This is a genomic window from uncultured Duncaniella sp., assembly GCF_910577345.1.
In the GTDB taxonomy this organism is placed as follows: Bacteria; Bacteroidota; Bacteroidia; order Bacteroidales; family Muribaculaceae; genus Duncaniella.
The window spans coordinates 1-14223 of sequence record NZ_CAJTMT010000031.1; the positions used below are offsets into that span (position 1 = coordinate 1).

The window sequence follows — 14223 nt, forward strand, 5'->3', positions numbered from 1 at the left end:
ACTCGCTAAGATTGTTGGCGCAACTATAAGCGATGGGTAGTTATATAGCAGCAGCGGTGCGCTGGTAGCCCCGCATCGAGCGACAACGCAATGAAGCCCGCAGGGCGAAATTGCGTGGCGCGAAGGTGTGCGGGTGTGGAAGGAATACTATCCGCCACGGGCATCGAAGATGTCCGACAATAATGCTTCAAAGCCTATGGAGGATGTCGGTGAGCGTTTCGCCGAGGCCGATTGTGTAACCTTGGGAGAGGAATACGACGCGGTTGAAGGTGTCGGCAATGATGAATATAGGACGCTCACTGTCAGGGAGATTGAGATTCTCGACAAGCTCGCCAAGGATTTTGCCGTCAATGTCCGTACCGAAGACCACGTTGGACGGGAGCGACGGGAAACGCCCCTTGTCAAAACGTGCGGCTTCGTCGCGGTCGGCGAAAAGGAGGACCATTTTGTTGCCACGTGCCTCAAATTCAGAGGCTACGGCTGATATATCGTTGAGATTGTGGGTCGTAGGCTCGTTGTTTGGTCGTATGAGTCCGAGGATATAGTAGCCTCGTCCGGTGGTCGACAGCAGGCTCTTGTCGGTGTCTTCGGCAAGGTCATGGTAGAGGTTTTCGGAATTGAAGGAGCCGATGACCTGCACCTCCGTGCTGTTCTGACGGATGGTCAGAGGCCGTTCTGTCCTTTGGTCGGGGTGGATATTGAAGATGTCGGCGCGGGCAAGCACTCCACCGTTGGCCATGCGCTGTCCGGTGATGAGCATGTAACGTCCCTCATCAAACCGCTCACCTTTGCGCTCGATGGAACCTGCTGTGTCGTCCTCGTCAAATTCCATCACCCGTGGCAATCCGTTCTCGATTTTCGAGATGGTGAATTGCGAGTAGTATTTCGGGTCGACCGTGCGTCCCACAGGCGTGAAATTGAGTTTGAGATCCCCTTTGGGTGTAGCGGGAACAAGGCGTTCGTCGTTGAATTTGACATCCGTCCAGTTGTCGCTGCTGTCGGCATACTGTGTTTTGCCTGTGACCGGGTCGATTCTTGCGGGAATACCGAAACTGCGGGCACCGGCTACGAAGAAGATGTCGCGCGAACGGTTGTCGGCAAGGCCGCGCACTGCCTCGGGATTCATGCGGATTGCAAGGAGATTCCAGACCGTGTCGGTGGCAATATTGTTTCTGCACCATTCCACCCATTTCCGGGGATTGTTGCGGAACTCATTGCGTTCGCGAGGGGTGAATCTGTCGGTAAAGAAAGCCTTGTAGGGTGTGAGGCGTTCGTTCTCGATGCGGGGATTCATGACGTATGCGTCAAAGAGCTTGGAATCCGTGACGGGTGTGGCAAGATGGTCGGCAAGTACATCCGGACTCACGTCGCGGCGGTCTTTTTCAGATATGACGTTGAGAAGACGGAGTGCTTTTTCACGCAGCGTGTCGGGTGTGGCACTCAGAAAGCCTTCTATCATGGCGTGGTTGCCGCGCGATTGAGTGAGGATTTTGACTGTCAAATCCTTGTCTATGCCGAGGCGCGATGCAAGTGCCGAGGCGCTTTCGGGAGTGGCGAAGGTTGATGTGTAGGCTGAGCGTATCGAATCCTCGTATGCCAATCGGCGGTTGTTTTCTTCACGTTGAGCCTCGGATGGAGTGGGGAGTGAGGCTGACGGAGCGGGTGGGACGATGTCGAATTCCATCACTCCTGTCCACTCAGGGCCTTTGTCAAGAATTATGTCGACTGCTCCGCTTTCCGATGGGGATGCTTTGGCTATCCCGAAATTTGTCCCGTCAGATGCCCAGACCATGAAGTCGCCCATTCCGCCATTGAGACTCGCATGGCCGTTTGTGTCTGATTTCTTTACGGCCACGGGGTAGAATTCGGCATAGTTGTAGAGCGAGAAGTTGACTGTCGCATCTTCCACCGGTTTTCCGTCGCGGTCTCTGACGGTGACATTGACTGTGCGGACAGGAGCATAGTTCTCGGTCACGTTTATGATGGTGTTTGTCGGAGTCCTTTCGAGAACCTCTTCCGGGCCGTCATAGCGGCCGAACACCTTTGTGTTCATCAACATTCCGCGTGAGGCGGGTGAGTTGAACCATGCGAGGTTCAATATGGGTTCAGGCTCGCAGGCTCCGAGGAAATACCATTTGCCGTTTGCCCATGCCTCGACCCAAGCGTGATTGTCGTCAGTATGGGCCCAACGCGGAGTGTAGACTTGACGCGCCGGAATGCCGACTGCACGAAGTGCGGCGACTGTGAATGTCGATTCCTCGCCGCAGCGTCCGATTGCCTGGCTGACAGTGCTGAGCGGACTGCTTGTGCGGGCATCAGATGGCTGATAGGTGGCTTTTTCGTGACACCAATGGTTTACTTCGAGTATCGCCTCCTCCATGCTCAGTCCGCTTATGCGTTCTTTGAGTTCTTCGTAAAACGCCGGTCGCGAGAGGTCAAGACTTTCGTTGTTGACGCGGACCGGAAGGACGAAGTGGCGGAATTCGCGTTCGGGCACAGTTTTGCCCCACGGCATTTCTTCACGCGCAAGGAATGATGAGCGGACATTGGTGAGATAGAAGTCCGGTGTATACCCGTTGCGGTCGGGGAGGACCATGTAGGCATAGAGGAATTTCATGGCTTCCTCCTCCTGCGGTGTGAGGTCGCTGCGTGAGGCAAACCATGCTTGGATGCTGTTGTCGTTTATCGAACTTTCTTTTTTGTTGAAATCCGTTTGGATTGCAGGGTCTATGGGTGAAGCCGCGATGCAGAATGGCGATGCTATCGAGAGTGCGCTTGCAAGGCAGTGGCTGATGATGGTTGTTTTCATGGAGTCGGGGGGATGTGGGCGTGATGGTTGGCTTATTGTATAGTGTTCATTGCACGGATGATTTCTGCGACCGTGGAGGCATTGGTGACATGGCGGGAATATTCATCCTTTCCCGCTTCACCCATGTTGACTGCCTCGCGCCGGAATTTCATCCGGCTTCCTGTTGTCGTTTTGGCTGAGGCATGGAGTTCGTTGAGTCCGGTGATTCTCATGATTTCACGGGCGTTTTCCGGGTTTACTCCTCCACCGGCGAGAAGTGTGATGCGTCCGGCTGCAAGGCGGTTGAGGCTTGCAAGCATTTCCGCTCCTGCGAGGGCCGACTGCGCCAGACCGGAGGTCAGGATACGGTCACAACCGAGAGCAATGATTTCCTCAAGTGCTTTTTCAGGATTGCGACACAGGTCGAAAGCTCGGTGGAAGGTGACCGATGCGCTTCCTGCTGCTTCGACGAGCCGTCGGCATGTAGGGATGTCGATTTCTCCATCCTCTGTCAAAGCTCCGATGACAACGCCGTCAGCTCCGGCTGCAACGGCTGCGCGTATGTCATGTTCCATCACCGCGACTTCATTTTCCGTGTAGAGGAAATCTCCGTTGCGCGGACGGATGAGGACATGGACTTTGGCAATGCCTTGCCGGAGTGCTTCGGCGATAAGTCCGGCCGAGGGGGTAAGTCCCCCTTCCGAAAGTGCGGCGCACAGTTCGATGCGCTGTGCGCCTCCGGCTTTCGCTGCAACGACACTTTCGAGGTCTCCACAGCAGACTTCGAGGATAGGGGAGGGGATGGACGTGCGTGGCATGGTAATTATTTCAATTCCAGTTCGATTATGTGGTCGATGCTTTCGGGGATGGCATCGAGATGCAGTGTGACACCGTTTTTATCCTTGGTGTAGTTCACCTTTGAGCCGTCGGCAAAGCTGACGGCCTTTTTGATTTTAAGGTCGGCGGGGAGCAGGATGTCGGTCGATGTCGGTGTGAGCAGATGGACAAACAGCCGCTTATCTTTGGCAGTTGTCGTGCCCCATTCCTGGGCGGGGAATGGCCCTGCTTTTGTGCCATAGATGGTCTCGCCGTTCTCGCGCATCCATTCACCCATATCCTTCAGTCGGTCAATGGCTGCTGCGGGAAGTTCTCCGTTTGGCTGCGGACCGATGTTGAGCAGGAGGTTTGCACCCATACCGGCTGTCTTGACGAGATAATGGATGAGTGTGCGGGTGTCCTTGTAGTTGGTATCCTCAATCTTATATCCCCACATACCGTTCATTGTGTTGCATGTCTCGAGGGGCAGACGGCTGATTGCTTGTCCGGAAAGACCGGCGGTGTTCTCTCCCGGAAGGTCACGTTCGAAAATCTGGATGTCCTCGCCGGGGAAAGGTGTCTGGTGATGGTTGTTGCCGATGAGGCATGACGGTTGCAAGCGGTGTATCATGGCATATTGCTCGGGCAGTTCCCAGTTGAACGGGATGCTGTCCTCGTCATGATCCCACCATCCGTCGAACCAGATGGCGCGTACCGGGCCGTAGTTGGTGAGGAGTTCGTTGAGTTGACGGTTCATGAAAGCATAATAGTGGGGCCAGTCGGCTTTGATTGAATCCTTGCCTGTAGTCCGTCCTGTTCGTCCCCAAGGATAATCATCACGGGTCCAGTCGATGTGGGAATAGTAAAGGTGGAGCTTCACATCCTGACGCTGACATTCGTCGGATAGCTCTTTCAGAACATCGCGCTTGAATGGCGTGGCATCCACGATGTTGTAGTCCGATTCCTTGGTGTGGAACATCGAGAATCCGTCGTGATGGCGGGTTGTGAAGCAGATGTAGCGCGCACCGGATTCCTTTATGGCCGAAACCCAGTCGGCCGCGTTGAAGTCGGCGGGATAGAAGCCTTTGGCGGCTTTGGCATACTCATCAGCCTTCGGCCCGTAGTTGAGATACCACTCCCCACGGGCAAACATGCTGTATATGCCCCAATGGATAAAAATACCGAAACGGTCAGCCTCGAATTCCGACTGCGAGGCCATGACTTCCGCCGACGGGGTGTAGACGGTGGTTTCAGGAGTGCTTGCACTTATCTGTGTCGGGAAGATTGCAAGAAGAATCCCGGAAATGATTTTACTGAATTGGTTCATGTGCGGATGGTATAGGTTAAGGACGTAAATTTACGCATTATTTTTGAAAAATATAGATTTTGTCATGAAACTTATTGTCAGAATGATAATAAGTGTGGCGTGTTCAAAGATTTTGGATAGGAAATTTTCATACTTATTGTAATTTTCCAATTAAAACCACGCTGAAAGTTGGAAGTATGGGCTTATTTTTTTAACTTTGTAATCTAAATTCTTATATCTAATCCTAACTGATTATGTTTCAAAGATTTAATACCATTGTTTCCTGTGCAGTGTTTTCATTGGGCGCATTTGCGCAGGGAGGAGGACTTACGGACATGTCTGAAAGCAAACATGCCGTTATGGTAAACACCCCTGTCGGTGCGGTCAAATGGACCGGCGGATTCTGGGGTGAGCGTTTCGATGTCTATAGCGGTACATCCCTGCAGAGCATGTGGGAGACATGGTCCAACCCCGACATCTCACACGGCTTCCGCAATTTCGAGATTGCAGCCGGAACCTGTGAGGGTGAGCATTGGGGTCCCCCCTTCCATGACGGTGATATGTACAAGTGGCTGGAGGCAGTAGCCGCTGTCTATGCTGTCAACAAGGATCCGAAACTTGACGCTCTTATGGATAAGTTTATCGATCAGGTTGTGAAAGCGCAGCGTGCCGACGGCTATATACATACTCCGGTCATCATCGACGAGCGTAATCGCGGTGTCGACACCCATGCCTTCCATAAGGAACAGACAGTCATCGGTACCAAGGTTGGTGGTGAGGACGAGAAGGGCGCTTTCGCCAACCGTCTGAACTTTGAGACATACAATCTCGGTCACCTCATGATGGCCGGTATCATCCATAAGCGCGCCACCGGCAAGACTGAGCTTTTCGATGCCGCTGTCAAGGCTACCGATTTCCTCTGTCACTTCTATGAGACCGCATCCGCCGAGCTTGCGCGCAATGCCATCTGTCCCTCCCACTATATGGGTGTGGTCGAGATGTATCGCGAGACCGGAAATCCCCGTTATCTTGACCTTGCAAACAATCTCATCAACATCCGCGGACTCGTTGAGAATGGTACCGACGACAATCAGGACCGTATCCCCTTCCGTGACCAGTACAACGCAATGGGTCATGCCGTGCGCGCCAACTATCTCTATGCAGGTGTCGCCGACCTCTATGCCGAGACAGGCGAGGAGCAGCTGATGAAGAACCTCACAAGCATCTGGAACGATATTGTAAACCGCAAGATGTATGTGACCGGTGCCTGCGGTGCTCTTTATGACGGCACTTCGCCCGATGGTACCAACTACGAGCCCGACAGCATCCAGAAGGTTCACCAGAGCTATGGCCGCCCCTATCAGCTACCCAACAGCACTGCCCACAACGAGACCTGTGCCAACATCGGCAATATGCTTTTCAACTGGCGTATGCTTGAGGCGACCGGCGATGCCAAGTATGCCGACATCGTTGAGACCGCGCTCTACAACAGTGTGCTCAGCGGCGTGAGCCTCGACGGCAAGAAGTATTTCTACACCAACCCGCTCCGCATGAGCGACGATTTGCCCTATACCCTCCGCTGGCCGAAGACCCGCGAGGAATACATCAGTTGTTTCTGCTGTCCTCCCAACACTCTCCGCACAATCTGCGAGGCTCAGAACTATGCCTATACTGTCAACGACAGCACCCTTTGGTGTAACCTCTACGGCGACAGCGAGCTGCGCACTTCGCTCGGCAAGAAGAAACCTCTTGTCGTGACCCAGCGCACCGGCTATCCCTACGATGGCAAGGTTGTCCTTACAATGGTTGAGGTTCCCAAGAAGGAGAAACTTGCCCTTAAACTCCGTGTCCCCTCGTGGTGCGACAACGCTACAGTCGCCGTCAACGGTGTTAAGGAAAATGTTACCGTCACTCCCGACAGCTATATCACACTTGACCGCAAATGGAAAGCAGGCGATGAGGTGACTTTCGACATGGAGATGAAGACCAAGCTCCTTGAATCGAATCCTCTCGTCGAGGAGACACGCAACCACACAGCAATCAAACGCGGTCCGCTCGTCTACTGTCTCGAAGGCATAGACATTGAGGGTGGAAAGAAACTCGACGACGTGCTTATCCCTGCCGATGCTACTTTCACAACGAAGGATATTACCATCGACGGCAGCCGCATGGTTGCGCTCGAAACCGAGGCGCGTCTCGTTGACGGCGGTGACTGGACCGGCAAACTTTACCGCGAGGTCGGAAGCGCCGACAAGAAGGTGAAGGTGACCCTTATTCCCTATTTCGCATGGGGCAACCGCGACAAGTCGGAAATGAGCGTATGGCTCCCGCTTGCACGTTGATATTTCATCCACATTAATGTTTATTGTCGGATAGTTTCAAAATTCTCTCCACTGACTGAATTGTTTTTATGAAGAAATTGATTTTGACCGGAGGATTCCTCCTCTCGATTCTATCGCTATACGCTGCGGATGTCTATGTAGCGCCGTCGGGCAGCGATGCCAACGACGGTAGTCAGGGTGCGCCTAAGGCCACCCTGACATCTGCGCTGCGTCAGGCACGCGAAATGCGCCGTCTCTCCGCTCTCGGTGTGGAGTCGGGCATAACAATCCATCTTGCCGAGGGTACATATAATGTATATGAACCGGTCTTTGTCCGTCCTGAGGACAGCGGTACACCGTCGTCCCCCACGGTCATCACTTCCGATGGAGGTGCATGGCTTAGCGGCGGAGTGAAAATCGACGGATGGAAGCGTCAGGGCAAACTGATGGTTGCCGATGTTCCGCAGTTCAATGGCCGTCCTCTCGATTTCCGTCAGCTCTATGTCAACGGAAAGAAGGCAGTACGCGCGCGCGATGTCGAGGATTTCGAGAAGATGTATCGCATCATCAGCAACGACCCTGCCAATGAAGTGCTGTGGGTTCCTGCCGAGGCGGTTAAGAAAATCAAGAATGCACCATATCCCGAAATGGTACTTCATGAGATGTGGTGTATGGCGAATCTCCGTATCAAATCGATTGACATTCAGGGCGACAGCGCGGCTGTGCGTTTCCACAATCCTGAAAGCCGCATTCAGTTCGAGCATCCCTGGCCCCGCCCGATGGTGACGACCGACGGTCATAACTCCGCATTCTATCTGACAAACGCCAAGGAACTTCTCGACGTCCCCGGCGAATGGTATCACGACATCGACACACGCAAACTTTATTACTATCCTCTCCCCGGAGAGACGATTGAGGATGCGGTTGTCCCTGCCGTGGAGACACTTATGACAATCGAAGGCACTCTCGACCGCCGTGTTGAGAATGTCAGAATCGAGAATATAGGCTTTGAATACACCACATGGATGCGTCCGTCCCTGATGGGGCATGTGCCTCTTCAGGCAGGCATGTACATGACCGACGGCTATAAGATTAACCCCAAGATGGAGCGTCCGCAGAACCATAAGCTCGACAATCAGGGCTGGCTCGGCCGGCCGGCTTCGGCTGTGGTTGTCAAGGGTGCTTCCGACGTGGATTTCCTGAAATGCCGTTTCGAACACCTCGGTTCGTCGGGTCTCGACTATGAGTGGGGTACTGAGGGTGGTCTGATTGAGGGTTGCCTCTTCCGCGACATTGCCGGCAACGGTATCGTGGTCGGAAACTTCAGCCCTGCTTCACACGAAACCCACCTTCCTTACGATCCTGCTGACGGCCGTGAAGTATGCTCCGACCTTACAATCGCCAACAATCTTATTACCGATGTGACCAACGAGGACTGGGGCACGCTTGGCATCTGCGCCGGTTACGTCAAGGGTATCAACATCGAGCACAATGAGATAAATGATGTATCGTATAGCGGAATCAACCTCGGATGGGGCTGGACCCGCACGGTCAACTGTATGCGTAACAACCGCGTGCACGCCAATCTCATCCATCACTACGCCAAACACATGTATGACGTGGCCGGTGTCTACACTCTCGGATCTCAACCCCACAGTTGGGTGACAGAGAACTGTGTGCGCGACATCTACGTCCCCGGCTATGCCCATGACCCTAACCACTGGTTCTATCTCTACACCGACGAAGGCTCATCGTTCATTAACGTCAAGGACAACTGGACGGAGGGTGAGAAGTATCTCCAGAATGCCAACGGTCCCGGCAATGTGTGGGAGAACAATGGCCCTGCGGTTGACGAAAAGATAAAGAACAACGCAGGTCTGACCAAAGATTTCCAATATCTGAAATCTCTCTGACAACAGAATCACGGGTAGGCTCTCCGGCAACCCTTGATTTCTCCATACACCTTATATAATATTCTGCAAAAACTTACCGCAAAATAGAAACATGAAAAAAAGAGTGTCCACTCTCCTTGCTGCAGCTGCTTTCGGACTTGCAGCCTCCGCACAGACCTGGATATGGTATCCCGGTGACTATGAAATATGGCTCGGAAACCGGATGAACAACAACCGTACGGAACGCGGAGCCTTCTTCCCTCCGTTCTGGAAAACCGACAGCCATTATGTCACGGTTGAGTTCAGCAAAGACCTCGATCTCCCGCAGGATGAGGAAATCGTCATTGCGGCTGAGGGAAAATACAATGTGAAGCTCGATGGCAAGCTCCAGTTCGGACAACCCTCGAAATTCACCATCCCTGCCGGCAAGCACAAGCTTAATATAAAGGTGTGGAACCAGTCCACCCCTCCGGCGCTCTATGTCAAGGGTAAGAATGTGAACACCGACCCGACATGGAAGGTGACAAACGAGGACAAGGAGTGGATTGACGAGAGCGGAAAGGCAAGCGACACCTCTGCCACAACCTACGCTCTTGCAGGTTACTGGAACTTTGACAATATCAAGAATCCGCCGTCAAGCTTCTACCTGAAACTTGAACCGATGGACTATGTGGCCGTCGAGCAGAAGACTGCCGACGGCGGTCGTCTATATGACTTCGGCAAAGAGACATTCGGACGCATCGTCATCAAGAAACCTGTCGGAAACGGTGTTGTCAATATATATTATGGTGAAAGTCCCGAAGAGGCACTCGACATCGAGAAGTGTGAGACACTCGACAAGATCGGTTTCTCTGACGGTATGGTCATTGACCTTGCCACAAACGAGGTCTGCGAACAGGCCGGAAACTATACCCTCGACAATTCCAAGGCTTTCCGCTATGTCTATGTCGCACCCGAAGAGGGGGTGAACTTCGAGGATATAGCCATGCTCTATGAGTATGCCCCCGTGGAATACCGTGGCTCGTTCAAGTGCAGCGACCCCGAAATCAACAAAATCTGGGATGTTGGTGCCTACACCATGCACCTCACCACCCGCGAATTCTTCATCGACGGCATCAAACGTGACCGTTGGGTGTGGAGCGGTGACGCCGTGCAGAGCTATCTCATGAACTACTATCTCTTCTTTGATAGCCCCACTGTCAAGCGAACCACCCGTCTGCTCCGTGGCAAGGACCCTGTGACAGCCCATATCAATACCATCATGGACTATACACTCTATTGGTTCATCGGTATTTATGACTATTATCTCTACACAGGCGACACTGAGTTTGTCAAGGAAATTTATCCCAAGATGCAGACCATGATGGACTATGTCCTTGGCCGCACCAACAAGGACGGTATGCTTGAGGGCATGACCGGCGACTGGGTGTTTGTCGATTGGGCAGATTTCCCCATGAGCAAGCAGGGTGCGCTCTCGTTCGAGCAGATTCTTCTCTGCAAAAGCCTTGAAACCATGAAGCTCTGCGCAGACATCGTAGGTGATAAGGCTGATGCAAAGCGTTATGGAACTCTTGCTACCGACCTTCGCGACAAACTCCTCCCGACTTTCTGGGATGAATCGCGTCAGGCTCTCGTCCATAATGTCGAGAATGGCAAGAAGAGCGACCAGGTCAACAAGTTCGCCAACATGTTCGCAATCAATTTTGACTACCTCGATGAGCCGACCACTGCTTCAGTGATGAAAAATGTGATGCTCAATCCCGAAGTTCCCGCCATCACCACCCCTTACATGCGTTTCTATGAACTGGAATCACTGTGTGATCAGGGATTGCAGAAGCAGGTGCTCAAGGAGATGAAGGACTATTGGGGAGGTATGCTCCGCGAGGGTGCCACCTCATTCTGGGAAAAGTATAACCCTGAGGATAAGGGCACACAGCACCTTGCCATGTATGGCCGTCCCTACGGCAAGAGCCTCTGTCACGCCTGGGGTGCAAGCCCGATTTATCTGCTTGGCAAATATTTCCTTGGTGTCAAACCGATTAAGCCCGGCTACAAGGAATTTTCAATCACTCCAGACCTTGGAGGGCTGAAATGGATGGAGGGAACCGTCCCGACCCCCAACGGCGAGATTTCACTCTACATGAATGACCGTGAAATCAAGGTTAAGGCGAGCGAAGGCAAGGGCTACATCAATTTCAAGTCCGCCAAACTGCCCAAATCCAGCAGCGGTAAAGTTGAGAAGACCGGCGACAAGAGCTACCGCGTCTATATCGACACTGATAAGGAAATCACCATTAAATATAAGGAAGTATGAAGCGATTGGTAAGATATGTGATGGCGATGCTTGTCGCCGTCCTGGCTTGGAGTTGCAGCAGCCGTCAGACAGTGGCTCTGCAATATCCCGACGATGCCTCCAACCGTATGAAATTCGCGGCCGAGCATCTGACAGCCGGACTTGAAAGCAAAGGTTTCAATGTCGTCCCGGCAAGCGAGGCCGGTGAGGGTGTGAAAATCATCCGCCTTTCGGAAGCGGCTGACAGCGTGGGTCCTAAAGAGGGTTTCACAATCACGACTGTCGACAATATCATTGATGTCCGTGGTAATGACGGCTCCGGTGTCATCTACGGATGCCGTGAGCTTATAGACCGCGTCGAGATGGACGGCAACCTCGACAATCTGCCGTCGAATATCACCGACGCGCCTGAAATGGTGCTTCGCGGTGCCTGCGTTGGTGTCCAGAAACCCTATCTTCTGCCCGGCCGCAGTGTCTACGAATACCCTTACACCTCTGAAAACTTCCCTTGGTTCTACGATAAGGAACTTTGGATAAAGTATCTCGACATGCTCGTCGAGAACCGCATGAACTCCCTCTATCTCTGGAACGGTCATCCTTTCGCATCGCTTGTGAAACTGGAGGACTATCCCTTTGCCGTCGAGGTTGACGACGAAACATTCAAAAAGAATGAGGAAATGTTCTCATTCCTGACAACCGAGGCCGACAAACGCGGTATTTTCGTGATTCAGATGTTCTACAACATCCTGCTATCCAAACCCTTTGCCGAACACTACGGTATGAAGACCCAGGACCGCAACCGCCCCATCACGCCTCTTGTCAGCGACTACACCCGCAAGAGCGTGGCTGCTTTCATCGAGAAGTATCCCAACGTTGGCCTCCTCGTGTGTCTCGGTGAAGCTATGGATACCTATGAGGATGATGTCGTATGGTTCACGGAGACAATCATCCCCGGTGTGAAGGACGGTCTTGCGAAGCTTGGCCGCACCGATGAGCCTCCGTTGCTTCTGCGTGCCCACGACACAGACTGCAAGGCTGTCATGGATGCAGCCCTTCCCCTCTACAAGAATCTTTACACGATGCATAAATACAACGGTGAGTCGCTGACCACCTACGAGCCCCGCGGCCCGTGGACTGAAATCCACCGCAGCCTCAGCTCGCTCGGAAGTGTGCATATCAGCAATGTCCACATCCTCGCCAACCTTGAACCGTGGCGCTGGAGCTCACCCGATTTCATTCAGAAGGCCGTGACAGCCATGCACGATGTGCATGGTGCCAACGCTCTCCATCTTTATCCCCAGGCCTCCTACTGGGATTGGCCATATTCGGCCGACAGCATCGCCGGAGGAGGAAGGGAACTTCAGCTGGTCCGCGACAGCACCTGGTATGAAGGGTGGGGACGCTATGCGTGGAACTGCCGCCGTGACCGTCAGGATGAAATCAAGTATTGGAACCACCGTTTCGCCCGCACCTACGGTCTGGGCAACGACAAGGGTGCCGACATCCGCGAGGCCTTCGAGGAATCAGGTGAAATCGCGCCCAAACTCCTGCGCCGTTTCGGCATCACCGAAGGCAACCGTCAGACCCTGCTCCTTGGCATGTTCATGAGCCAGCTTGTCAATCCTTACAAATACACCATCTACCCCGGATTCTACGAAAGCTGTGGACCGGAGGGTGAGAAGCTGATTGAATTCGTCGAGAAAGAGCATAAGGGGAAATCACATGTAGGCGAACTTCCCCTCGACATCACCGCACAGTGTGTGGCCCACGGCGACAAGGCTGTCGAGGCCATCAAGCGTGTCGGTGGAAAAGTGAATGCCAACAGCGAGGAATTCGAACGTCTTGCCAACGACATGGAGTGCTACCGTCTCTTCGCCTACGCTTTCGACCGCAAGGTAAAAGCCGCTCAGAAGGTTCTCGACTACCAGTGGACAAAGGACCTTTCGAACCTTGATGCCGCCGTGCCTCTGATGGAGGAGAGCCTTGACTACTACAAGCAGCTCGTCGACCGCACAAAAGGCACATATCGTTACGCCAACAGTATGCAGACCACCATGCGCCGTATTCCCTTTGCCGGTGACGACGGCAAGAACAAGACATGGGAGGAGATGCTCGTTCACTATCAGGCCGAACTTGACAACTTCAAGAACAACCTTGCTACCCTTAAGGACAAGGCTGCCGGCAAGATTTCTGATAAACCGGCTGAAATCAAGCCTCTTGCCGATGCCAACGTGAAGGTCAACGGTCCGTGGAAGCGCGTCAAGCTTGCAGAGGGCGCTTCGCTCCTCGAAAACATGCCCGATGCAACCGTTGCCGGTATCGCTCCCGAGCTTGAAGGTCTTACCGCTTTCCGCGTCAACGGCGATAAGCAGCGCAATGATGGTACTGAGCTGACCTTCGAGAATGCAGAACCTGTCAAACTTCTTGTTGCCTACTTCAAGGATGACCAGAAGAAATATGCCAAGGCTCCCAAACTTGAAACCGACGCGACAGCCAATGAGTATGGTCAGGCCGAACCTGTCCTGATAAGCGCTATCCATCTTGACAAGATGCCCCTTGCCAATATCCATGCCTACAGCTTCGCTCCAGGCAAACATTCGCTTAATCTCCCCAAGGGCTATGCGCTTGTGCTCGGATTCACTTCCGACAACATCACTCCCCGCAATGCAGCACTCGCCGGTGAGGATGAGGCTATGGACTGGTTGTTCTATTAAAAATTTATAATCATCTGTAGGGACGCGCTGTAGCGCGTATGCCCGATAAAATACATTAATCGGTGCATTTTTCATTTGGCATACGCGCTACAG

7 protein-coding genes are annotated in these 14223 nt (G+C 53.1%); 4 read left to right on the forward strand and 3 right to left on the reverse strand.

Annotated features, from left to right (window positions below):
* Positions 1-187 precede the first annotated feature (187 nt).
* The 3 genes from QZ310_RS11430 to QZ310_RS11440 are packed head-to-tail and all read right to left on the reverse strand — an operon-like array spanning position 188 to position 4931.
* Positions 188-2809, reverse strand: a complete 2622-nt coding sequence (locus tag QZ310_RS11430) for a transglutaminase domain-containing protein (RefSeq protein WP_297072904.1) — start codon at positions 2807-2809, stop codon at positions 188-190.
* Between the two features lie 32 nt (positions 2810-2841).
* Positions 2842-3606 (reverse strand): copper homeostasis protein CutC, encoded by a 765-nt coding sequence (locus QZ310_RS11435; RefSeq protein ID WP_297072906.1) that lies wholly within the window; start codon positions 3604-3606, stop codon positions 2842-2844.
* 5 nt (positions 3607-3611) lie between these two features.
* Entirely contained in the window at positions 3612-4931 is a 1320-nt protein-coding gene (locus QZ310_RS11440) for an alpha-L-fucosidase (protein WP_297072908.1), read from the reverse strand.
* A 233-nt stretch (positions 4932-5164) separates the two neighbouring features.
* On the opposite strand from QZ310_RS11440, the gene QZ310_RS11445 reads away from it, so the two are divergent.
* The 4 genes from QZ310_RS11445 (at position 5165) to QZ310_RS11460 (ending at position 14130) form a co-directional block, all read left to right on the forward strand.
* Positions 5165-7252 carry a glycoside hydrolase family 127 protein gene (locus QZ310_RS11445; RefSeq protein WP_297072910.1) on the forward strand — a complete coding sequence of 696 codons (2088 nt, stop codon included), beginning with the start codon at positions 5165-5167 and terminating at the stop codon, positions 7250-7252.
* Positions 7253-7320: 68 nt separating this feature from the next.
* Positions 7321-9144 carry a right-handed parallel beta-helix repeat-containing protein gene (locus QZ310_RS11450; RefSeq protein WP_297072912.1) on the forward strand — a complete coding sequence of 608 codons (1824 nt, stop codon included), beginning with the start codon at positions 7321-7323 and terminating at the stop codon, positions 9142-9144.
* A 91-nt stretch (positions 9145-9235) separates the two neighbouring features.
* Positions 9236-11437 carry an amylo-alpha-1,6-glucosidase gene (locus QZ310_RS11455; RefSeq protein ID WP_297072914.1) on the forward strand — a complete coding sequence of 734 codons (2202 nt, stop codon included), beginning with the start codon at positions 9236-9238 and terminating at the stop codon, positions 11435-11437.
* Between the two features lie 26 nt (positions 11438-11463).
* Entirely contained in the window at positions 11464-14130 is a 2667-nt protein-coding gene (locus tag QZ310_RS11460; protein ID WP_297072925.1) for a glycoside hydrolase family 20 zincin-like fold domain-containing protein, read from the forward strand.
* The last annotated feature ends 93 nt before the right edge of the window (positions 14131-14223 follow it).

Coding starts and splice junctions, on each gene's coding strand:
- QZ310_RS11430 (WP_297072904.1), bottom strand. CDS start 2,809: ATGAAAACAACCATCATCAGCCACTGCCTTGCAAGCGCACTCTCGATA.
- QZ310_RS11435 (WP_297072906.1), bottom strand. CDS start 3,606: ATGCCACGCACGTCCATCCCCTCCCCTATCCTCGAAGTCTGCTGTGGA.
- QZ310_RS11440 (WP_297072908.1), bottom strand. CDS start 4,931: ATGAACCAATTCAGTAAAATCATTTCCGGGATTCTTCTTGCAATCTTC.
- QZ310_RS11445 (WP_297072910.1), top strand. CDS start 5,165: ATGTTTCAAAGATTTAATACCATTGTTTCCTGTGCAGTGTTTTCATTG.
- QZ310_RS11450 (WP_297072912.1), top strand. CDS start 7,321: ATGAAGAAATTGATTTTGACCGGAGGATTCCTCCTCTCGATTCTATCG.
- QZ310_RS11455 (WP_297072914.1), top strand. CDS start 9,236: ATGAAAAAAAGAGTGTCCACTCTCCTTGCTGCAGCTGCTTTCGGACTT.
- QZ310_RS11460 (WP_297072925.1), top strand. CDS start 11,464: ATGCTTGTCGCCGTCCTGGCTTGGAGTTGCAGCAGCCGTCAGACAGTG.